Origin of the sequence: Mesorhizobium sp. M0678, from assembly GCF_040320505.1 — a bacterium.
GTDB lineage: Bacteria > Pseudomonadota > Alphaproteobacteria > Rhizobiales > Rhizobiaceae > Mesorhizobium.
This window is the reverse complement of record NZ_JAMYPT010000003.1, coordinates 200,757-223,480: the sequence shown is the minus strand read 5'-3', so window position 1 is coordinate 223,480 and position 22,724 is coordinate 200,757. Positions and strand designations below refer to the sequence as shown.

Sequence of the window (22,724 nt, the reverse complement as noted above, 5' to 3'; positions counted from 1 at the left end):
TCCTAAATGGTTCCATGGGAGGAAAATCGTGACCACGTCAAAACTGTTGAAATCCACCGTGTTTGCCGCGGCCGGACTGAGCCTGATGGCCTTTGCGTCAACGGCATCGGCCGCCGGGGTCGGCGCCTGCTTGATCACCAAGACCGACACCAATCCCTTCTTCGTCAAGATGAAGGAAGGTGCCGCCGCGAAAGCCAAGGAAATTGGTGTCGATCTGAAGGCCTACGCCGGCAAGGCGGAAGGTGACAATGAGGGCCAGGTTGCGGCGATCGAATCCTGCATCGCCGACGGCGCCAAGGGCATTTTGATCACCGCCACCGACACTGCGGCCATCGTGCCGGCGGTGAAGAAGGCGCGTGATGCAGGGGTGCTGGTGATCGCTCTGGACACCCAGCTCGAGCCTGCCGACGCCGCGGATGCGACGTTTGCGACCGACAATTTCAAGGCCGGCGAGCTTATCGGCTCCTGGGCAAAGGCCACCTTGGGCGACAAGGCCAAGGACGCGCACATCGCCTACATGGATCTTATCGCCAGCCAGCCCTCTGTCGACGTGCAGCGTGATCAAGGCTTCATGAAGGGCTTCGGCATCGACCTCGGCGACCCCAACAAGATCGGCGACGAAACCGACGCACGCAATGTCTGTCACGATCTGTCGAGCGGCAATGAGGATGGCGGGCACACTGCCATGGAGAATTGCCTGCAGAAGGATCCGGATATCAACGTCGTCTACACCATCAACGAACCTGCGGCCGCGGGCGCCTACCAGGCGCTGAAGGCCGTCGGCAAGGAGAAGGACGTCCTGATTGTCTCGGTCGATGGCGGCTGCCCGGGTGTCAAGAACGTTGCCGAGGGCGTGATCGGCGCCACTTCACAGCAATATCCACTGCTCATGGCCTCGCTCGGCATCGAGGCGATTAAGACCTTTGCCGACAGCGGCAAGAAGCCTGAGCCGTCGCCCGGTCTGAACTTCTACAACACCGGCGTGACGCTGATCACCGACAAGCCTGCCGCCGGCATCGAATCCATCGACACGAAGCAAGGCCTCAGCAAGTGCTGGGGTTGATTTGATCCCCTGATCGGCTCAACTTCAAAAGAACAATAGAGAATGTGGAGCGGTTTCGGCCGCTCCACATCACAGGCGGGAGGTCGACTTGAGCGTCGAAACAACCAGGAGCAAGGGACCGCAGGAATTCGAGACGGTCCTGGCCACTAGCGACACCAGCGTCGCTTCATTCGAGACGCATTCCCGCTCGACGCTGGAGAGCATCCAACACCGCTTGCACAAAAGCCCTGCCATGGTGCCGCTGATCATCCTGATCATCTCGGTGGCTCTGTTCGCAGTCGTCGTCGGCGGACGCTTCTTTTCTCCTTTCACCCTCACCCTGATCCTCCAGCAGGTGGCGATAACCGGCATGGTCGGCATCGCGCAGACACTGGTGGTGCTCACCGCCGGCATCGACCTGTCCGTCGGCGCCATCATGGTGCTGAGCTCGGTCGTCATGGGCCAGTTTGCCATGCACTACGGTGTCCCAGCGCCGGTGGCCGTTGCCGTCGGGCTGCTTGTCGGCGCGATTTGCGGCTTGATCAACGGCATTCTCATCGCCTGGGTGAAACTGCCGCCCTTCATCGTGACGCTCGGCACCTGGTCGATCTACGCTGCCATCAACTTCATCTATTCCGGTAACGAGACCATCCGCAGCCAGGATCTCGAGACGACGGCGCCGCTGCTGCAGTTTTTCGGCGGATCGTTCAGGATCGGCGGCGCCGTCTTCACCTATGGCGTGCTGTTGGTGCTGATCATGGCGGCAATTGCCTGGTACGTGCTCAATCACACCGCGTGGGGCCGGCATGTCTATGCGGTGGGCGACGACCCGGAGGCCGCGGAACTGTCGGGTGTGCGCGTCAGCCGGATGCTGGTCGCGGTCTACACGCTGACTGGTATCATTTGCGCCATCGCCGGCTGGGCCCTGATCGGACGCATCGGATCGGTCTCGCCGCAGGCCGGGCAGTTCGAGAACATCAATTCGATTACCGCCGTGGTGATCGGCGGCACTTCGCTGTTCGGCGGCCGCGGCTCCATCCTCGGGACCATCTTCGGTGCGCTGATCGTCGGCGTGTTCGCGCTCGGCCTCAGGCTTTGGGGGACAGACCCGCAATGGACGCAATTGTCCGTCGGAGCCCTTATCATCATCGCTGTTGGTATCGACCAGTGGATCAGGAAGATCTCGGCATGAACCAAACTCACGAACCGATCCTTACCGCGCGCAGCCTGGTCAAGCGCTACGGCCGCGTCACCGCTCTCGACAGCGCAGACTTCGACCTCTATCCGGGGGAAATCCTTGCTGTCATTGGCGACAACGGCGCCGGCAAGTCATCGCTTATCAAAGCCATTTCCGGAGCGGTCACCCCGGACGAAGGTGAGATACGGCTTGAAGGCAAGCCCATTGCCTTCAAATCGCCGATGGAGGCCCGCGAGGCCGGCATCGAGACCGTCTACCAGAACCTGGCGCTGTCGCCGGCGCTGTCGATCGCCGACAACATGTTCCTCGGCCGGGAGATCCGCAAGCCGGGGTTCCTCGGTGAATGGCTGCGCATGCTCGACCGTCCGGCGATGGAAAAGCGTGCCCGCGACAAGCTCACGGAGCTTGGCCTGATGACGATCCAGAACATCAGCCAGGCGGTGGAAACGCTTTCGGGCGGCCAGCGCCAAGGCGTGGCGGTGGCGCGTGCCGCCGCCTTCGGCTCGAAGATGGTCATCATGGATGAGCCGACCGCCGCGCTCGGCGTCAAGGAGAGCCGCCGCGTGCTCGAACTGATCCTCGACGTCAAACGGCGTGGCCTGCCGATCGTGCTGATTTCACACAACATGCCGCATGTTTTCGAGGTGGCGGACCGCATCCACATTCACCGGCTCGGCCGTCGCCTCTGCGTCATCGATCCGAAGCAGTATACGATGTCCGACGCGGTCGCCTTCATGACCGGCGCCAAGGTGCCGCCGGAAGCGGCGCTGGCGGCCTGAGCAAGAACTTGAGGCCCGTCGCGGAGGGCGCCCAACGCGGTGTTTCACGGCCAAATTGCCGCAGGGCAACCCGGCTTGCGATCACCCGAATCGATTGAACATCCGGTGGGATGCACTAGCATTGGCAGAGATGGTGAAAGCCGCATGATCCTGGCAACGTCACGAGAGGCAGCATGACGCGCGCGATGACAACCGAAGCTCCTCTGCCCACGCTCAAAAACCCGGATCCCAAGACGCTCGCCGAGGAAGTCTTGCAAGCCCTCAAATACAGGGTCGGCAAGGGCACCAACGTTGCAACCCAGTACGATTGGCTCACCGCCTCGATCAAGGTTGTACGCGACCGCATAGTCGATCACTGGATGCAGGCGACCCAAGAGGCCTACGCCCAGCAGGAAAAGCGCGTCTACTACCTGTCACTGGAATTCCTCATCGGCCGCCTGATGCGCGATGCCTTCTCCAATCTCGGCCTGATGGACAATATGCGCGAGGCGCTGTCGTCGCTTGGCGTCGACCTCGACATCATTGCTGCGCTCGAACCGGACGCTGCCCTTGGCAATGGCGGTCTTGGCCGGCTCGCCGCCTGCTTCATGGAAAGCATGGCGACCGTCAATATCCCCGCGCATGGCTACGGCATCCGCTACGCCAACGGCATGTTTCGGCAGGAGATCCATGACGGCTGGCAGGTGGAGCTGCCCGAGACATGGCTCGATCACGGCAATCCCTGGGAGTTCGAGCGCCGCGAACGCTCCTTCGAGGTCGGCTTCGGCGGCTCGGTAGAATCGGTCACGTCGAAGGACGGCCGGCTCGAGCGCCACGTCTGGAAGCCGACCGAACATGTTCTGGCAGTCGCCTATGATACGCCGGTTGTCGGCTGGCGGGCCAACCGCGTCAACACGCTGCGTCTGTGGTCCGGCATGCCGGTCGACCCGATCCTGCTCGACAAGTTCAACGCCGGCGATCACATCGGCGCGCTCGCCGAAAGCAACAAGGCCGATGCGTTGTCGCGCGTCCTTTACCCGGCCGATTCCCACAAGGCGGGCCAGGAGTTGCGGCTCAGGCAGGAGTATTTCTTCTCCACCGCCTCGCTGCAGGACATCGTCCAGCGTCATCTCAGCCAGTATGGCGACCTGCAATCGCTGCCCGACAAGGCGGCGATCCATCTCAACGACACCCATCCGGCGATCGCCGTAGCCGAGCTGATGCGCCTGTTGATGGATGTCCACGGCATGGATTTCGACCAGGCCTGGAGCATCACCAAGCGCACCTTCGGCTACACCAACCACACGCTCCTTCCCGAAGCGCTGGAAAGCTGGCCCGTGCCGCTGTTCGAGCGGCTGTTGCCGCGCCACATGCAGATCGTCTACGCCATCAACGCCGAGGTGCTGCTCGAGGCGCGCGCCTCCGACCAGTTCTCGGACGAGCAGATCAGCCGCATCTCGCTGATCCAGGAAAATGGCGATCGCCGCGTGCGTATGGGCAATCTGGCCTTTGTCGGCTCGCACTCGATCAACGGCGTGTCGGCACTGCATACAGAATTGATGAAGGAGACGGTGTTTGCCGACCTCCACAGGCTCTACCCGGATCGCATCAACAACAAGACCAACGGGATCACACCGCGGCGCTGGCTGATACAGTGCAATCCCGGCCTCACTGCACTCACCCGAGAGGCGATTGGCGACGGCTTCCTCGACGACATCGACGAGATAAAGCGGCTTGATCCTTTCGCTGAGGACGCAGCCTTCCGCGACAAGTTCGCCGCCGTCAAACGGGCGAACAAGACGAGGCTTGCCAAGCTCGTTGCCGACCGGCTCGGCATCAAGGTCGACCCATCGGCGCTGTTCGACATCCAGGTCAAGCGCATCCACGAATACAAGCGCCAGCTCTTGAACATTCTCGAAGCGGTCGCGCTTTACGACCAGATCCGCTCGCATCCGGAGCGCGACTGGATGCCTCGCGTCAAATTCTTCGGCGGCAAGGCGGCGCCCAGCTATCACAACGCCAAGCTGATCATCAAACTTGCCAATGACGTCGCCCGGGTCATCAACCGCGACCCGGCGGTGCGCGGCTTGCTGAAAGTGGTATTCGTGCCGAACTACAATGTCAGCCTGGCCGAGATCATGATGCCGGCCGCCGATCTTTCGGAGCAGATATCGACTGCCGGCATGGAAGCGTCCGGCACCGGCAACATGAAGTTCGCGCTGAACGGCGCGCTGACCATCGGCACGCTCGACGGCGCCAATGTCGAGATCAAGGAATGCGTGGGCGACGACAATATCTTCATCTTCGGCCTGACCACCGATGAGGTCGCCGAGCGACGCAACAATGGTTACGATCCGCGCGCTGTGATCGAGGGATCGCCTGAATTGGCGCAGGCGCTGGCCGCGGTTTCATCCGGAGTCTTTTCACCTGACGATCCGGACCGTTATCGCGACCTGATCAACGGTCTTTACCAGAGCGACTGGTTCATGGTCGCCGCGGATTTCGATGCCTACGCCGCCACCCAGCGCGACGTCGATGCCGTCTGGCGCAACAGCCCGGACTGGTACGCCAGAGCCATCCGCAATGTCGCGCGCGTCGGCTGGTTCTCGTCCGATCGAACGATCCGCCAATATGCGAAAGACATATGGCACGTGCCCGCCTGATATGATTGCATGTGGCCACGAACAATGTGGTCCTAGTGGAGTGGATTTGACCCTCGCATCCCTTGGAGGGTAAGGCGGCATGCGAATGTCGAATTCAAAACTCCACTAGAAACATACACTTGGTGCCCGGGGAGGGTCACTGCCTGATGAGCAAGCCGCGCGCGACCGTTGCGACAAGCGGGCCGGACGGACTGGCGCCAGCCGGCGATGTCGCGGCGATTGTCGCCGGCACGCACGGCGATCCGTTTGCCGTGCTTGGCGTGCATGAGGCGGGAAAGGGCTTTGTCGCCCGCTGCTTCGTCCCTCATGCCGAGTTCGTCACCGCATATACGCTGACCGGCAAGAAGGCCGGCGAGCTGTCGAGACGCGACGACCGCGGTTTCTTCGAAGGCAAACTGTCGCTGCGCAAACGCCAGCCGCTGCGCTATCACGCCAGGAATTCCGGCGGTGACTGGTGGCTGACCAATCCATATTCCTTCGGTCCCGTGCTCGGCCCGATGGACGATTATTACATCGCCGAAGGGTCGCATCTCAGGCTGTTCGACAAGCTCGGCGCCCATCTCATCGACCATGAAGGTGCATCGGGTGTGCATTTTGCGGTGTGGGCGCCCAATGCAAGGCGCGTCTCGGTGGTCGGCGACTTCAACGAGTGGGACGGCCGCAGGCATACCATGCGCGTCCGCCGCGACACCGGCATCTGGGAGCTGTTCATTCCCGACATCGGCGCTGGCCGCCCGTATAAGTATGAAATCATCGGGCCGGATGGCGTGAGATTGCCGCTCAAAGCCGATCCGTTCGCCTTCAAGTCCGAACTGCGCCCGGCCACCGCCTCGGTGACGGCATTGCCGCCGGCGCATGAATGGGGTGACGAGGCGCACCGGAACTACTGGCGCAATGCCGACCACAGGCGCGAAGCCGTATCGATCTACGAGGTCCATGCCGGGTCATGGCGGCTTCACGACGACGGCAGCTTCCTGTCGTGGGATGAACTCGCCGACAGGCTGATCCCTTACGTGGTCGAGACCGGTTTTACCCACATTGAATTCATGCCGATCTCCGAACACCCTTATGACCCGTCCTGGGGCTACCAGACGACGGGTCTTTATGCGCCGACTGCCCGCTTTGGCGATCCGGACGGTTTTGCCCGCTTCGTCGACGGCGCCCACCGTGCAGGCATCGGCGTCATCCTCGACTGGGTGCCGGCGCATTTCCCGGTTGACGAACACGGTCTGGCAAAGTTCGACGGTACCGCGCTCTACGAACATGCCGATCCGCGCAAGGGCTTCCATCCCGACTGGAACACCGCGATCTATAATTTTGGGCGCCGCGAAGTGATTTCGTTCCTAGTCAACAATGCGCTGTTCTGGGCCGAGAAATATCACGTCGACGGACTGCGCGTCGATGCGGTCGCCTCGATGCTTTATCTCGATTATTCGCGCAAGGCCGGTGAATGGATTCCCAACGAGAAGGGCGGGCGGGAGAACCTCGAAGCGGTCAGCTTCCTGCAGCGTATGAACAAGGAGGTCTACGGCCACCATCCAGGTGTGATGACCATCGCCGAGGAATCGACCTCGTGGCCGAAAGTCTCGCAGCCGGTGCATGAAGGCGGACTGGGCTTCGGTTTTAAATGGAACATGGGCTTCATGCATGACACTTTGGAGTATTTCTCCAAGGAGCCGATCTTCCGCAAGCATCACCACAACGACATCACCTTCGGTCTGGTCTACGCCTTCAGCGAGAATTTCGTGCTGCCGCTGTCCCATGACGAAGTGGTGCACGGCAAGGGCACGCTGCTCAACAAGATGGCCGGCGACGACTGGCAGAAATTCGCGACGCTGCGCGCCTATTACGCGTTCATGTGGGGTTATCCCGGCAAGAAGCTGTTGTTCATGGGCCAGGAGTTCGCACAGCGCCGCGAGTGGAGCGAGGGGCGCGCGCTCGACTGGAACCTGCTCGATTTCCGGCTCCACCGCGGCGTCTGGCAGACGGTGCGCGATCTCAACTATCTCTACCGCTCGCGCCCCGCGCTGCATGCCCGCGACTGCGAGCCGGAGGGCTTTTCCTGGCTGATCGTCGACGACAGCGCGAACTCAGTATTTGCCTGGCTGCGCAGCGCGCCGGGCGGCAACCCGGTCGCGGTCATTTCCAATTTCACGCCGGTGCCGCGCGACAATTACCGCGTGCCGTTGCCGCACGCCGGAAAATGGCGCGAGATCATCAACACCGATGCCACGGATTATGGCGGTTCCGGCAAGGGCAATAGCGGCGGCGTCGAGGCTCAGGCGGAAGGAGGAGGCATTTCGGCGACGATGCTTTTGCCGCCGCTGTCGACGATCATGCTCGAATTCGTCCCGGACTGAGCTATGTCTGGAGCATCTAACCTGGGAGGATAGGAATGGCTGAAATAAAACGAACACAGCCGCTGGCACGCGACGCCATGGCTTATGTGCTGGCCGGCGGCCGTGGCAGCCGGCTCAAGGAACTGACCGACCGCCGGGCCAAGCCGGCGGTCTATTTCGGCGGCAAGACCCGCATCATCGATTTCGCGCTGTCCAATGCGCTCAATTCCGGTATCCGCCGCCTCGGCGTCGCCACCCAGTACAAGGCGCATTCGCTGATCCGCCACCTGCAGCGCGGTTGGAACTTCCTGCGGCCCGAGCGCAACGAGAGTTTCGATATCCTGCCGGCCAGCCAGCGTGTGTCGGAAACGCAATGGTACGAGGGCACCGCCGACGCCGTTTACCAGAACATCGACATCATCGAGGCCTATGGGCCGGAATACATGGTCATCCTGGCCGGCGACCACGTCTACAAGATGGACTACGAAATGATGCTGCGCCAGCATGTCGAGGCCGGCGCCGATGTCACCGTCGGCTGCCTCGAAGTGCCGCGCATGGAAGCCACCGGCTTCGGCGTCATGCATGTCGATCCCAAGGACACCATTATCTCCTTCATCGAAAAGCCCGCCGATCCGCCAGGCATTCCCGACAAGCCGGATTTTGCGCTGGCCTCGATGGGCATCTATGTGTTCAAGACCAAGTTCCTGATGGAGCAATTGCGTCGCGATGCGGCGGAGCCCGGCTCGAGCCGCGACTTCGGCAAGGACATCATCCCCTACATCGTCGAGCACGGAAAGGCGATCGCCCATCGCTTCGCCAAATCCTGCGTGCGCTCGACCGCCGAGAACGAGGCCTATTGGCGCGACGTCGGAACGGTCGACGCCTATTGGGAGGCCAATATCGACCTGACCGACATCACGCCGGAACTCGACCTTTACGACCGCGACTGGCCGATCTGGACTTATGCCGAGTTGAAGCCGCCGGCAAAGTTCGTGCATGACGAGGATGGCCGCCGCGGGTCGGCCGTGTCGTCTCTCGTGTCGGGCGATTGCATCGTTTCGGGCGCTTCGCTGAAGCGAAGCCTGATCTTCACCGGCGCGCGCATCAATTCCTATTCGACGCTGGAGGAGGTCGTCATGCTGCCGGACGTCCATGTCGGCCGCAACGCCAGGCTGAAGCGCGTGGTCATCGATCACGGCGTCAGGATCCCGGAGGGGCTGGTGGTCGGCGAGGATCCTGTCCTCGACGCCAAGCGTTTCCGCGTTTCGGAAAAAGGCATCTGCCTCGTCACGCAGGACATGATCAACAGGCTGGGATCGTAGTGCATGCAGGTTCTGTCGGTGGCGCCCGAGATCTTTCCGCTGGTCAAGACGGGCGGGCTCGCCGACGTGACCGGCGCCTTGCCCATGGCATTGGCCGGCAAGGGCGTCACCATGCGCACGCTCGTCCCCGGCTACCCGCAGGTGATGGGCGCCTTCAAGAAAAAGAAGGCGGTTCAGCAATATCCGCTGCTGCAGGGCGGCAAGGCGTCGGTGCACGCCGTCCAGATCGCCGGCCTCGACCTGTTCGTGCTCGACGCGCCGCATCTTTTCGACCGCCCCGGCGGTCCATACGGCAACGCGGCCGGCGCCGACTGGCCGGACAATTGGCGGCGGTTCGCTGCCTTGAGCCAGGTAGGCGGTGACATCGCCGGGGGCTCCATCTCGGGCTACCTGCCCGATATCGTCCATGCCCATGACTGGCAGTCGGCAATGTCGCTCGCCTACATGCGCTACGGCAAGGCGGTCGGCACGCCGTCGATGATCACCGTGCACAACCTCGCCTTCCAGGGTCAGTTCGGCGCCGGCATTTTTGGCGAGCTTGGCCTGCCGGCAGCGGCGATGGCGCTCGACGGCGTCGAATATTACGGCGGCGTCGGCTTCCTCAAGGCCGGCCTGCAGGCCGCCTGGGCGATCACCACGGTCAGCCCGACCTATGCGCAGGAAATCCGCTTGCCTGAATTCGGCATGGGCCTCGACGGCCTGATCAACATGCGCTCCGTCGATCTCCATGGCATCGTCAACGGCATCGATACCGAGATATGGAACCCGGAAACCGACAAGCATCTGGTCTCCAACTACACGGCAAAGACGCTTAAGGCGCGAATGCCCAACAAGGCCGCGGTCGAGGACCGCTTCAGCCTCGATCGCGATGACAGCCCGATCGTCTGCGTCATCAGCCGTTTGACCTGGCAAAAGGGCATGGACATATTGGCGGCGGCCGTCGACGGCATCGTTGCAAGAGGTGCGCGGCTGGCGATCCTCGGCTCCGGCGATGCCGGGCTCGAAGGCGCATTGCTTGCCGCCGCAGCCCGCAATCGCGGTCGCATCGGCGTCGTCGTCGGCTATGACGAGGGGCTCTCCCACACCATGCAGGGCGGCTGCGACGCAATCATTATCCCATCGCGCTTCGAACCTTGCGGGCTGACACAGCTTTACGGCCTGCGCTATGGCTGCGTGCCGGTCGTCGCCCGTACCGGGGGCCTTGCCGACACGATCATCGATGCCAACGAAGCCGCCATCTCTGCCGGCGTTGCGACCGGTTTCCAGTTTGCGCCCGCCAATGCCGCCGCCTTGCTGCACGCCGTCCGCCGCCTTGTCGAGGCGCACGCCAATCCCGCAGTGTGGACGTCGATGCAGCGGCAAGGCATGAAGGCCGACGTTTCGTGGGACAAAAGCGCCGAAAAATATGTCCAACACTATCGCTTGCTGCTTTCGAAAAGGGCTGCCTGACTGATGATCCGCACCGTCGCCACCAAACCCCATCCCGACCAGAAGCCCGGCACCTCCGGGCTGCGCAAGAAAGTCCCGGTGTTCCAGCAGGAGCACTATGCCGAGAACTTCATCCAGTCGATCTTCGATGCGCTGGACGGGTTCGAGGGCAAAACCCTGGTGATCGGCGGCGACGGCCGCTTCTATAACCGCGAGGTCATCCAGAAGGCCATCGCCATGGCCGCGGCAAACGGCTTCGGCAAGGTGATGGTCGGGCAGGGCGGCATCTTGTCGACGCCGGCCGCTTCGCATGTCATCCGCAAATACAAGACCTTTGGCGGCATCATCCTGTCGGCTAGCCACAATCCGGGTGGCCCGCATGAGGATTTCGGCATCAAGTACAATGCCGGCAATGGCGGCCCGGCGCCGGAAAAGCTGACCGACGCGATCTTCGAAAAAACCAAGGCGATTTCAAGCTTCAAGATCGCCGATATCGGGCAGGTCGACATCGACACGATCGGCACGGTCAAGACGGGGGACATGACCGTCGAAATCATCGATCCTGTCGCCGACTATGCCGAACTGATGGAAAGCCTGTTCGATTTCGACGCATTGCGGGCGCTGTTCAAGTCGGGCTTCCGCATGCGCTTCGACGCCATGCATGCGGTGACCGGCCCCTACGCCAAGGAGATCCTCGAAAACCGGCTCGGCGCGCCCAACGGCACCGCCCGCAATTTCATTCCGCTGCCGGATTTCGGCGGCCATCATCCCGATCCCAATCTGGTGCATGCAAAACACCTCTACGACGAGATGATGGGGCCGGATGCGCCAGACTTTGGCGCCGCCTCAGATGGCGACGGCGACCGCAACCTGATCATCGGCAAGGGAATTTTCATCACCCCGTCTGATTCGGTGGCGATGCTCGCCGCCAACGCCCATCTGGCGCCGGGCTACAAGGCCGGGCTGAAAGGCATCGCCCGCTCGATGCCGACCAGCGGTGCTGCCGACCGGGTCGCCGAAAAGCTCGGCATCGGCATCTACGAGACGCCGACCGGCTGGAAATTTTTCGGCAATCTGCTCGATGCCGGCATGGCAACGATCTGCGGCGAGGAGAGTGCGGGGACCGGCTCCAACCATGTCCGCGAAAAGGACGGCCTGTGGGCTGTGCTTTTATGGCTCAACATCCTTGCCGTGCGCGGCGAAAGCGCCAAGCAGATCGTCACCCAGCATTGGGCGGCCTATGGCCGTAACTATTATTCGCGCCACGACTACGAGGAGGTCGAGATCGATCGTGCCAACGCGCTTGTCGACGAGCTGCGCGCCAAGCTCGGCTCGCTGCCTGGCACCAGCGTGCGCGGCATGACGATCGCCAGCGCCGATGATTTCGCCTATCACGATCCGGTCGACGGCTCGGTCAGCAAGAACCAGGGCATCAGGGTGTTGTTCGAAGGCGGCTCACGCGTCGTCTTCCGCCTGTCCGGCACCGGCACCTCGGGCGCGACGCTGCGGCTTTATGTCGAGCGCTACGAGCCGGACAAGAACCGCCACGATCTCGACACCCAGGAGGCACTTGCCGATCTGATCGTGGCGGCCGACGACATTGCCGGGATTCTCAGCCATACCGGCCGCGCCAAGCCGAGCGTGATTACGTGAGCCTAGAGCGGCGCGCCTTTCCTTCTCCCCTTGTGGGGTCCGAAGGACGGGGCGAGACCCGTGGCTCGCCCCCGAGCGGTGGATCGGCGCGTAGCGCCGAGACGGTTGAGGGGTGTTGGACGGATCGCCGTGGGTGCCAAGCTGGAGCACCCCTCATCCGTCGGCGACACCTTCCCCCACAAGGGGAGAAGGGGGAGCTATGGCAACGCCTCAAACTGTCTACGACTTGCTGCTGTGAGCGCGCGTGAGCCAACTCGGCGCAACTATCACCAAGGAAGGTATCCGCTTCGCCGCATGGTCCTCGTCGGCTCGGCGCATCTGGGTCTCGATTTTCGACGAACACGGCAACCGCGAAATCGACCGGCTGGAACTCCAGTCGGAAGGCGAGGGCGTCCACGCACTTTTTGTTGCCGGTCTCGCCGCCGGCACCCGATACGGGTTCCGCGCCGATGGCGACTACGCGCCGGAACACGGTCTCTGGTTCGATCCCGACAAGCTGCTGGCCGATCCCTATGCCGTCGAGATCGACAGGCCCTATGCCTATGACGGCCGGCTAGCCGCCCGCCGTGGCGCGGGGGCCGACACGGCGTCGCTGATGCCGAAGGCCATTGCTGGCGCCTTGCCGGAACCCTTGCCTGCCTTGCCGCCTCTGTTTCGGTCCGGCGGCCTCATCTACGAAGTGCCGGTACGCGCCTTCACAAAGCTGCATTCGGACATTCCCGAGAAGCAACGCGGCACCATTGGAGCGCTCGCTCACCCCCTCGTTGTCGAGCATCTGCAAAAACTCGGCGTGGCAGCCATTGAGTTGATGCCGGTGACTGCATCGATCGACGAACGGCATTTACCGCCGCTCGGTCTGCGCAACGCCTGGGGTTATAATCCCGTGACCTTCATGGCGCTCGATCCGCGACTGGCGCCCGGCGGTCTGGCCGAGTTGCGCGGAACGGTCGCCGCGCTGCGCGAGGCCGGCATCGGCACCATTCTCGACCTTGTGTTCAACCACACCGGCGAAAGCGACCGGCTCGGCCCGACATTGTCGCTGCGCGGCCTCGACAGCCGCGCCTATTATCGGCACGAGCCGGACGGCGCTCTGGTCAATGACACCGGAACCGGCAATACGGTTGCGTGCGATCATCAAGTCGTCCGGGAAATGGTTCTCGACACGCTTCGTCACTTTGTCCGCCATGCCGGCGTCGACGGTTTCCGCTTCGATCTGGCGCCCGTTCTGGGTCGGGTCGACGGCGTTTTCGACGCCGATGCGCCGCTGCTGAACGCCATTCGCAAAGATCCTGTTCTTGGCGACCGGGTGCTGATCGCCGAGCCTTGGGATATCGGACCGGATGGCTATCAGCTCGGCAATTTTCCGCCGCCCTTCCTCGAATGGAACGACAAATGCCGTGACGATATCCGCCGTTTCTGGCGCGGCGACGGCGGCATTGTCGGTGCCTTGGCGACGCGGCTTGCTGGTTCGTCCGATGTCTTTGCCAAACCAGGCCAGACAACGAGCCGCAGCATCAACTTCATCGCCGCGCATGACGGCATGACGCTGGCTGATATCGTTGCCTATGAGCACAAGCACAATGAGGCCAATGGCGAACAGAACCGCGATGGTCACGACGACAACCTGTCCTGGAACAATGGCCTCGAGGGCGAGACCGGCGACCAGTCAATCGTTACGGCCCGTTTCGATGACCAGTGCGCGCTGCTGGCGACGCTCTTTGCCTCGCGCGGCACGATCATGCTGACGGCCGGCGACGAGTTCGGCCGCACGCAGCGCGGCAACAACAACGCCTACGCGCAGGACAATGACATCACCTGGCTCGACTGGGCCGGGCGCGACCTGGCGCTCGAGCACCATACGGCTCTGCTCGCCAGGATGCGTCGTGTCGTGCCGGCGCTCTTGGACACAACGTTCCTGACCGGAGAACCGCCTGCGGGCTCGGAAATCCCAGACGTAGCCTGGCTGACGGAAACCGGCATGCCGCTCGACGAGGCCGCCTGGCACGATGCCAGGCGGCACCGGCTGGTCCTGGTTCTCGGGAGCGGTGAGAACAGTCGCCTTGCGGTGATCATCAACGGCGACCGCCGGGCCTGCATGTTCACGCTGCCGGAACGGGCGGGTTTTCTTTGGCGCCCAGCTATCGAACCGGATAGTAGCGATATCTCGCGGCCGGTGCCTGGGCGAACGGTCCTGTTCATGATCGAAAGCAGGACAGCGCGGGCGGGCGCAGGGGAGAGCCATGATGGCTGACAATGCCGAATGGTGGCGCGGCTGCGTCATCTGTCAGATCTACCCGCGCTCCTTCCAGGATACGACAGGCGACGGCAGCGGCGATCTCCGCGGCATCACCTCGAGGCTGGCCCATGTCGCATCGCTGGGTGTCGACGCGGTTTGGCTGTCGCCTTTCTTCAAGTCGCCAATGGCCGATATGGGCTACGACGTTTCGGATTACTGCGCCGTCGATCCGATGTTCGGCACATCAGAGGATTTCGACGCGCTGGTTGCCGAGGCACACCGGCTCGGCCTGAAGGTGATCATCGATCAGGTCTTGTCGCACTCGTCGGATCGGCACGAATGGTTCGTCGAAAGCCGCACGAGCCGCGACAACCCCAAGGCCGACTGGTACGTCTGGGCCGATGCGAAGCCCGACGGCACCGCCCCCAACAACTGGCTGTCGCTTTTCGGCGGCCCGGCCTGGGAATGGGACGCAACGCGCAGGCAATATTACCTGCACAATTTCCTCGCCTCGCAGCCGGACCTGAATTTCCACAACCCGCAGGTGCAGGACGCCTTGCTGGAAACGGTGCGGTTCTGGCTCGAGCGCGGCGTCGACGGTTTCCGGCTGGATACGGTCAACTATTACGTCCACGACCGCTGGCTGCGCAGCAACCCGCCTTTGGCGGAAAGCGTCGCCGGCACCAATACGGCAACCAGCCCCTATCTCTATCAGGAGCATCTGTTCGACAAGAGCCAGCCGGAAAACCTTGCTTTCCTCAGGCGCTTCCGGGCCTTGCTTGACGAATATGAAGACCGCGTCGCTGTCGGCGAGATTGGCGACGAAACTCGTTCCTTGCAGACGCTCGCCGCCTATACCGGCGGTGGCGACAAGCTCCAAATGTCCTACACGTTCGACCTGCTCGGCCCGCAATTCTCGGCGTCGCATGTGCGTGGCTGTGTCGAGGCCTTCGAGAGTAAGGTGTTCGACGGCTGGGTTTGCTGGGCGTTCTCCAACCACGATGTCGTGCGCCATGTCAGTCGATGGACAAGGCCGGGCGGCGATCCGGACAGGGTGGCGAAATTCTCGATCGTGCTGCTTTCTTGCCTGCGCGGATCGATCTGCCTCTACCAGGGCGAAGAACTCGGGCTGGAGGAGGCCGAACTGCCGTTCGAGGATTTGCGCGATCCCTTCGGCATCCGCTTCTGGCCGGCAATCAAGGGACGGGATGGGTGCCGAACGCCGATGGTCTGGGAGGCTGGCGCCGACAATGCCGGCTTTTCGACCGGCAAGCCGTGGCTTCCGGTCCCGGCAAGCCATCGCGCCCAGGCGGTCGACGTCCAGGACGGCGAGCAAACCTCCGTCCTGGCGAGCTACCGGGCGATGCTGGCCTTGCGCAAGCAGCATCCGGCGCTGGTTCGAGGCTCGATCCGGTTCCTCGATGCCGAAGGCGACGTCCTTGCTTTCATTCGCGAAGGCGGTGACGAAAAGCTGCTCTGTGTCTTCAATTTCGCCGACGAGCCGGCCGGCTGGCAATTGCCACCGGATCTGGAAGCGATAGGGCCGATAGACCTTGGCGGTGCTGCCGGCGTCTTGCAGGAAAGAACTCTGTCGCTGCCGCCGCTGGGCTGCTTCCTCGGCCGGATCGGCTGAGCTCTATTTCATTATCTCATTGAACGAGCACGGAGCGCCCGCAAGTCGCGCCGACAACCCGCACATCGGCCTCGCCGACATGCACGCCGACAGCTGCAAGCACGTTATAGACCAGTTCGTCGACCGGCGCCGTCACGCCGTTCAGAACCGTTACCACCGCCGGCTTCACCGTTCCGAGCAGGGCCGTCACGTCCAGCCCGAGGCCCAGTGCATTGACCGAGAGCGAGAGGCCGCTGACCAGCGATGTCGTGAGTGATTGCGTCAGGTTTTTTGTGGCGACAGTTTTTATCGTCTTGTTGGCGATATCGGTGCTGTCGAACGTCAATGTGGTCGGATCGTTGTTGGTGATGGCAAGTGATGAAGAACCCTTCACATCGAGCAGATTGAGGGTAAGCAGCAGAAGCTTCACGCTTACCTGGGCAATCGTGGCATCGGAGAACGATTGCGGATTGCTGAAATCGGCGAAGGCCGATGGGTTGTTGTCGGCGTCGCTGGTGGCAAGGTGCAGCGAGGCCACGCCAGGCTGCGCGGCGATCGAAACCTTGATGCTATCCGGCCGGCCCGTCGGGCAGCTGATGTCGGTTAGCTTGGCTTCCGCATAGGCGACTTCGACATGCAGAGGCAGGTTGACGGACAGCAGGCTGATGCCGCCGCCGAGATTGGAATTGCCGATGCCCACTGTGGTGACCAGCTTGATGCGCGTCTGCGCGGTGCGCACCACGGTGCCTTTTTCCCCGACGGCCAGCCAGGGTGAGTATTGCATCGGTTCACCGATGGCGATGGCGAGCGTGGTGGAGGTAAGTCCCGGAATAGTGGCGCCGAGATCGACCTGGACCTGGTTTGAGCCATTGGCCAGCGAGGCGGCGGCACCCAGCATGCCCATCGCGCTTGCGTCGACGGAAAAGCCGGGAGACTTTTGTCCGAGGCCGAGCCTGCCGATCGAGCCAAGGTCGATAAGATGACTTAGGGGTATCTTGACCGTGTTGGTGGCCCTCGACGCGATCGTCTGCAGCACAAGTTTGCTGGCGCTGCCCGACCCGGACGCATTGGCCATGGCGGTCGCGATCTGGCCTACCGTCGCTTTTGACGCCAGCACGTCGGAATAGCTGACACCTGTCAGTTGCAACTGTACGGCAAGGGCATCGACGAACGAAAGCACGTTTACATCGGCCGAGATCAGCGCGTTGTAGTCCATGACGCTGAGCGAAATGTTGGCGCCCAGCAACTTGCTGAGAAGCGCGTTGAGGATGCCGCCATTGACGCTGAGGAGCCTGGACCCGACCGAGAACATCGCTTGCGGGGTCACACTGGCAATGGCTTCGGTGCCGACAACCGGAGTAGGGATGAGCGAACTGGCGAAATACCGGGCGGGGATTTTTCGCAGAGTGACGCGAACGGCGTTGTAAGGCGTTTTGCCGGCTTCGAAGCGCTTGTCGACACCAACGGAGGACGCCGCTGAGTATCGGCCGCCGGTGACCGACACGACGGTTTTGCCAACCGTGGGAACGATTGTCTGACCTGCCTTTTGAACAATGATGCCGGGCATTCGGTTGTCACTGAGCGTGGTTACCGCCGCGGCTTCCATATTGTTGATGTTCGACGCCGCGGTGATCGCCGCCAGATCGGTCATCGCCTGGGCTTCCCTGCGCTCCGTGTAGATCGAACCTTCGTCGACAGCGAAGGCCGCCAACCCCAGCGCGAACGGTGCTATCAGCGCCGTCATGACGGCAAAGTTCGCCTTCTCGTCGCCAACCATCGAGCGAGCGATCCGCCCGATGCCCCTCAGCAAGAACTGCGACATTTCAAATGCCTCCAATCCTGATGGTCGACCTGCGTGAGATCGTGGTTTGCGGCATCGCAAGGCTGGGCAACAGGTTCCAGATCGGCAGGTTGCTGGCATCGTACTGGATCGACACGACGAACTGATTTCCGTCGGCCGTGCTGTCCGTCGCCTGATAGGTCAGCTTGCCGGAATCGACGAACGGGTATCCACTGGCATTGTTTTTGACGAAACTCGCCACCAGCGCCTGGCGCTCGGTTTGATTCAATCCGGCAATTGCGGTGCGGGCGGCATCGGCGGCGATTTGCTGCAAGGAGTTGCTTGCACCAAAATAGATACCATATGCAACCATTCCGAGCAAAAGAAGGATAAAGATTGGGGAAAGCAGGGCGAACTCGACCGCGGAAGTTCCGGACTCTTCTCCAATTTTGCGTAGATTCGTCCGTACTTGGCGCAATATTTTACGCTTCAATGCGACAGTATTACTGTCTATCTTGTTCATTGCCCTTGCCCGTTGGAACCCAAGGTCGATGTGCCGATCCCATCGAAGTTTGTAACCCTTGGTTGCCTAAGAACCAATTAATACATTCCGGTAAACTGAAATGATCGGCCAGATTATTTCCCAGATCGGCGTTCTGGCCGGGAAACCCAGTCAAACTCATGGTTTCGACCATTGATTGGCCGCCCGCAAAACGACTGCCCCGGCCCCCTTACTTTGGGTGACCCCGAGAGTCTGTTGAAATAAAAAATCTCCACGTTACTGTTTGGCCACCAGCTGCCGGAAAAGGGAACCGGCTGCGCGCTCGAAAGGAACCAACCAATCGGTTTCGGGGCGTCAACACTTAGAGACGTGGCCGAAGGGCGACGTCATTAGGGAGAACTCCATGCTGAAACATGTGCTGAAGGCGACGGTACTCGCCACGACCATGGTCTTGGCCGCCGGTACGTTCTACACGCCGGCTTTCGCCGAGACCGTCTACAACCGCGGAGCCGCCGCCGAAGCGGAGACGCTCGATCCGCACAAGACCTCGACGGTCTACGAAGCCGATATCATACGCGACCTGTTCCAGGGACTGGTCATGCATGACCAGAAGACGAACCTCATTCCGGGCGCCGCCGAAAGCTGGACGGTGTCCGACGACGGCAAGGTCTACACCTTCAAGCTGCGCAAGGACGGCCTCTGGTCGGATGGCAGCCCGGTGACGGCGGACGACTTCGTCTATTCCTTCCGTCGGCTGGAAGATCCGGCCACCGCTGCCGAATACGCTTCCATGCTCTATCCCGTCAAGAATGCGGAGGAGGTCAATACCAAGAAGGGCAAGCCGGAGGATATGGGCGTCAAGGCGATTGACGCAAATACCCTCGAAGTCACGCTGAAGGCGCCAACGCCGTACTTCCTGGAGATGCTGACCCATCAGGCGACCTATCCTGTTAACAAGGCGTCTATCGAAAAGCTTGGCGCCGACTGGATCAAGGCAGGCAAGCTGGTCTCCAACGGGGCCTTTACAGCGGCGGAGTGGATTCCCAACGACCATTTGAAGCTGGTCAAGAATCCGAAATTCTGGGACGCCGCGAGCGTCAAGTTCGACGTCGTCAACTACATCCCGACCGAGGATCGCTCGTCGGCGATGAAGCGTTTCGAGGCGGGCGAACTCGACAGTTACGGCGACCTGCCGACCGAACAACTCGCCGATCTCAAAACCAAATTCGGCGACCAGGTCCGTGTCGGGCCATATCTCGGCATCTACTATTATGCGATCAAGACCGATAAGGCGCCGTGGGATAATGTCGAGCTGCGCAACGCCATCTCGATGGCGATCGATCGCGACTTCCTGGCGGAGAAAGTCTGGCAGAATTCGATGCTGCCCGGCTATTCCATGGTGCCTCCCGGCATCGAGGGCTATACGCCGGCAATGGCCAAATACGCCGACATGCCGCAGATCGACCGCGAGGACGCTGCCAAGAAGATCCTCGAGAAACTCGGCTATACACCCGAGCATCCGCTGAAAATGCAGATCCGCTACAACACTTCGGAGAACCACAAGAACACAGCGGTCGCCATTCAGGAACAGCTGAAGCCGCTTGGCGTCGAGATAACACTCCTCAATACCGACACCAAGACCCACTACTCCTTCCTCGAGCAGAAGGGTGACTATGACGTGGCGCGCGCCGCCTGGATTGCCGACTACAAGGATCCCGAAACCTTCCTCGGCATCTCCCGCAAAGCCAGCGGCAACAACTATTCGGTCTACAACAGCCCAAAATACGAGGCGGCGATGGACAAGGCGGCGGCCGCCGGCGGCAACCCTGCAGAACGCATGAAGGAACTCGCCGAGGCCGAGCGCATCCTCATCGATGACGTCGGCGAGATCCCGCTTCTCTACTACAGCTACCACGATATCGTTTCCTCGAAGTTGCATGGCTTCGACGACAATGTGATGGACATCCATCCGTCCCGCTTCATCAGCAAGGACTGATCCCTGGCCGGGCCACCGCGCATCGAATGCGCGGTGGCTTGCCGTCGCATCGGACCTCCGTGAATCGGATCGATTTCCGGAAAGCCGATGCGAAGATTTGAAGGCTAGAGCGCAATCGTCCAGCTGGACGCGCGTTGTTCTGGATCAAGCGGGGCACCGATGCTGCGTTACGTATTCCGGCGGCTTCTGACCGCCATTCCGACGCTGTTCGTCATCGTGACCATGGCGTTCTTCCTGATACGCGTCGCGCCGGGCGGCCCGTTCAACCAGGAGCGGGGCCTGAGCCCCGAGATCAGGGCCAATCTCGAAGCTCAGTTCGGCCTCAACGATCCGCTCTGGTTGCAGTACGTCCACTATCTCGGCAATCTTCTGCGCGGCAATTTCGGCCCCAGCTACAACATGCCGGATTTCACCGTCGGCGAGTTGTTCAAGGAGGGCCTGCCGATCTCAATCCAGCTCGGCGCTTCGGCGCTCATTCTGGCGCTGCTCCTCGGCAGCGTGCTCGGCAGTGTTGCCGCGCTCAACCAGAACAAGCTTGCCGACTATTCGGTGATCGCGCTGGCGACCGCCGGCAGCACCATTCCAACCTTCGTCATCGCCCCGGTAATCCAGCTTGCATTCGGATTGACCTGGAGGCTGCTGCCGATCGGCGGCTGGGGCGATGGAGCCCTCATCAATAAGGTCGGCCCGGTGCTGACGCTCGCCCTTCCGCAGATCGCCATCGTCGCCCGCCTGATGCGCGGCTCGATGATCGAATCGCTGCACTCGCATCACATCCGCACCGCGCGCGCTCTCGGCCTGTCCGACTGGTCGGTCGTCGTCAAGCATGCACTGCGCGGCGCCATCCTGCCGATCGTCTCCTTCACCGGTCCGGCAGCCGCAGCCCTTCTCACCGGCTCGGTCATCGTCGAGACCATCTTCTCTATCCCGGGCATCGGCCGCCATTTTGTCGTTGCTGCACTCAACCGCGACTACACGCTGGTGATGGGGACGGTGGTGGTCATCGCGCTCTTCACCATTGTCTTCAACCTGATCGTCGACGTCCTCTATGGGGTCGTCGATCCGAGGGTGCGCTATGACTGATATCGCAGTTGCCGCACCGGTCGTCGGCCGGTCCCTGTGGGGCGACGCCTGGGCGCGCCTCAAGGCCAATCGCGCGGCCATGTTCAGCCTCTATTATCTTGCCTTCATCGCCGTCATCAGCGTGTTTGGGCCCTATCTCGTGCCGCACCAATACACCACCATCTATGCCGACTATGTCCGTACGCCGCCGAGCTTCTCCGCCTATCCGAAGGCCGACATGATCGAAGGCGCTCTTGATGAGGCGATCAGGCGTATGCGCGTCGACATCAAGGAGTGGCGGCAGGAGGGCAGCCGTGTGTTCGTTACCGCAAAATCGTCCAAGCCGATCGACGACCGCAACATTCGCTACCTTGATCGTTCCGATACCTTTGATGACACAAAGATCGAGAGCAAATCGCCGGACGGTCTCGAAATGGTGATGAGTGCCTCGATCAAGCAGCAATATTTCCTGTTCGGCACCGACAATACCGGTCGCGATCTCCTGTCCCGAACGCTGATGGCCGGGCGCATATCGCTAGCCATCGGCCTGCTTGCCGGCATTGTGGCCGTGGTCATCGGCGTGCTCTACGGCGCCACCGCCGGCCTTGCCGGCGGCAGGGTCGACGAGGTGATGATGCGTGTCGTCGACGTGCTTTATTCTTTGCCGTTCATCTTCTTCGTCATCATGCTGGTGGTGTTCTTCGGCAGGAACTTCGTGCTGATGTTCCTGGCGGTCGGCGCGGTGCTGTGGCTCGACATGGCGCGCATCGTGCGCGGACAAGCGCTGTCGATCCGCCGGCAGGAATATGTCCAGGCGGCGGAAGCGATGGGCGTCGGCCAGCGCGGCATTCTGCTGCGCCATGTGATCCCCAATTTGCTCGGGCCGGTGGTGATCTACATGACGCTGCTGGTGCCGCAGGTCATTATCCTGGAGAGTTTTTTGTCGTTCCTCGGGCTTGGCGTCCAGGAGCCGATGACCAGCTGGGGCGTGCTGATCTCGGTTGGCGCCCAGAACATCGGCTCGGCCAACTGGCTGCTTCTTTTCCCGGCCTTCTTTCTCGTCTCCACGCTGTTCGCGCTGAATTTCGTCGGCGATGGGCTGCGCGATGCGCTCGACCCGAAGGATCGTTGAG

Annotated in this window: 15 protein-coding genes; 13 read left to right on the top strand and 2 right to left on the bottom strand. The window is 61.8% G+C overall.

Features of this window, described 5'->3' with window-relative positions:
- Nucleotides 1-46 precede the first annotated feature (46 nt).
- The 10 genes from NKI29_RS07580 (at nucleotide 47) to bglA (ending at nucleotide 16,272) form a co-directional block, all read left to right on the top strand.
- Complete coding sequence (locus NKI29_RS07580) at nucleotides 47-1,063, top strand: sugar ABC transporter substrate-binding protein (RefSeq protein WP_352449223.1); 1,017 nt, start codon at nucleotides 47-49, stop codon at nucleotides 1,061-1,063.
- 88 nt (nucleotides 1,064-1,151) lie between these two features.
- Nucleotides 1,152-2,234 carry an ABC transporter permease gene (locus NKI29_RS07575; RefSeq protein WP_023679302.1) on the top strand — a complete coding sequence of 361 codons (1,083 nt, stop codon included), beginning with the start codon at nucleotides 1,152-1,154 and terminating at the stop codon, nucleotides 2,232-2,234.
- A complete protein-coding gene (locus tag NKI29_RS07570; RefSeq protein ID WP_023679303.1) occupies nucleotides 2,231-3,019 on the top strand; it encodes an ATP-binding cassette domain-containing protein in 789 nt (262 codons plus the stop codon). Before NKI29_RS07575 ends, NKI29_RS07570 begins: the two co-directional genes overlap by 4 nt.
- Nucleotides 3,020-3,192: 173 nt before the next feature.
- Nucleotides 3,193-5,661 (top strand): glycogen/starch/alpha-glucan phosphorylase, encoded by a 2,469-nt coding sequence (locus tag NKI29_RS07565; RefSeq protein ID WP_023679304.1) that lies wholly within the window; start codon nucleotides 3,193-3,195, stop codon nucleotides 5,659-5,661.
- 146 nt (nucleotides 5,662-5,807) lie between these two features.
- Nucleotides 5,808-8,021, top strand: coding sequence for a 1,4-alpha-glucan branching protein GlgB (gene glgB / locus NKI29_RS07560; protein WP_352795766.1), 2,214 nt, complete (start codon nucleotides 5,808-5,810; stop codon nucleotides 8,019-8,021).
- Between the two features lie 35 nt (nucleotides 8,022-8,056).
- Nucleotides 8,057-9,322 carry a glucose-1-phosphate adenylyltransferase gene (gene glgC, locus NKI29_RS07555; RefSeq protein WP_254819896.1) on the top strand — a complete coding sequence of 422 codons (1,266 nt, stop codon included), beginning with the start codon at nucleotides 8,057-8,059 and terminating at the stop codon, nucleotides 9,320-9,322.
- A 3-nt stretch (nucleotides 9,323-9,325) separates the two neighbouring features.
- Nucleotides 9,326-10,771 (top strand): glycogen synthase GlgA, encoded by a 1,446-nt coding sequence (gene glgA / locus NKI29_RS07550; RefSeq protein ID WP_352645774.1) that lies wholly within the window; start codon nucleotides 9,326-9,328, stop codon nucleotides 10,769-10,771.
- A 3-nt stretch (nucleotides 10,772-10,774) separates the two neighbouring features.
- Entirely contained in the window at nucleotides 10,775-12,403 is a 1,629-nt protein-coding gene (locus NKI29_RS07545) for an alpha-D-glucose phosphate-specific phosphoglucomutase (protein ID WP_352569904.1), read from the top strand.
- A gap of 244 nt (nucleotides 12,404-12,647) precedes the next feature.
- Entirely contained in the window at nucleotides 12,648-14,654 is a 2,007-nt protein-coding gene (glgX, locus tag NKI29_RS07540; RefSeq protein WP_352569903.1) for a glycogen debranching protein GlgX, read from the top strand.
- Nucleotides 14,644-16,272 (top strand): beta-galactosidase BglA, encoded by a 1,629-nt coding sequence (bglA, locus tag NKI29_RS07535; protein WP_352756502.1) that lies wholly within the window; start codon nucleotides 14,644-14,646, stop codon nucleotides 16,270-16,272. Before glgX ends, bglA begins: the two co-directional genes overlap by 11 nt.
- Nucleotides 16,273-16,288: 16 nt before the next feature.
- Here the strand turns inward: bglA and NKI29_RS07530 are convergent, their stop codons facing one another.
- Entirely contained in the window at nucleotides 16,289-18,073 is a 1,785-nt protein-coding gene (locus NKI29_RS07530) for a pilus assembly protein TadG-related protein (protein WP_352795765.1), read from the bottom strand.
- A gap of 1 nt (nucleotide 18,074) precedes the next feature.
- A complete protein-coding gene (locus tag NKI29_RS07525; protein WP_352618589.1) occupies nucleotides 18,075-18,554 on the bottom strand; it encodes a TadE family protein in 480 nt (159 codons plus the stop codon).
- A gap of 382 nt (nucleotides 18,555-18,936) precedes the next feature.
- On the opposite strand from NKI29_RS07525, the gene NKI29_RS07520 reads away from it, so the two are divergent.
- The 3 genes from NKI29_RS07520 (at nucleotide 18,937) to NKI29_RS07510 (ending at nucleotide 22,723) form a co-directional block, all read left to right on the top strand.
- Entirely contained in the window at nucleotides 18,937-20,529 is a 1,593-nt protein-coding gene (locus NKI29_RS07520) for a peptide ABC transporter substrate-binding protein (RefSeq protein ID WP_352569899.1), read from the top strand.
- A gap of 159 nt (nucleotides 20,530-20,688) precedes the next feature.
- Nucleotides 20,689-21,612 (top strand): ABC transporter permease subunit, encoded by a 924-nt coding sequence (locus tag NKI29_RS07515; RefSeq protein WP_023679313.1) that lies wholly within the window; start codon nucleotides 20,689-20,691, stop codon nucleotides 21,610-21,612.
- The gene (locus NKI29_RS07510) at nucleotides 21,605-22,723 is read left to right on the top strand and encodes an ABC transporter permease (protein ID WP_352618583.1); all 1,119 of its coding nucleotides are present in this window, start codon (nucleotides 21,605-21,607) and stop codon (nucleotides 22,721-22,723) included. The genes NKI29_RS07515 and NKI29_RS07510 overlap by 8 nt, the downstream gene beginning before the upstream one ends.
- The last annotated feature ends 1 nt before the right edge of the window (nucleotide 22,724 follow it).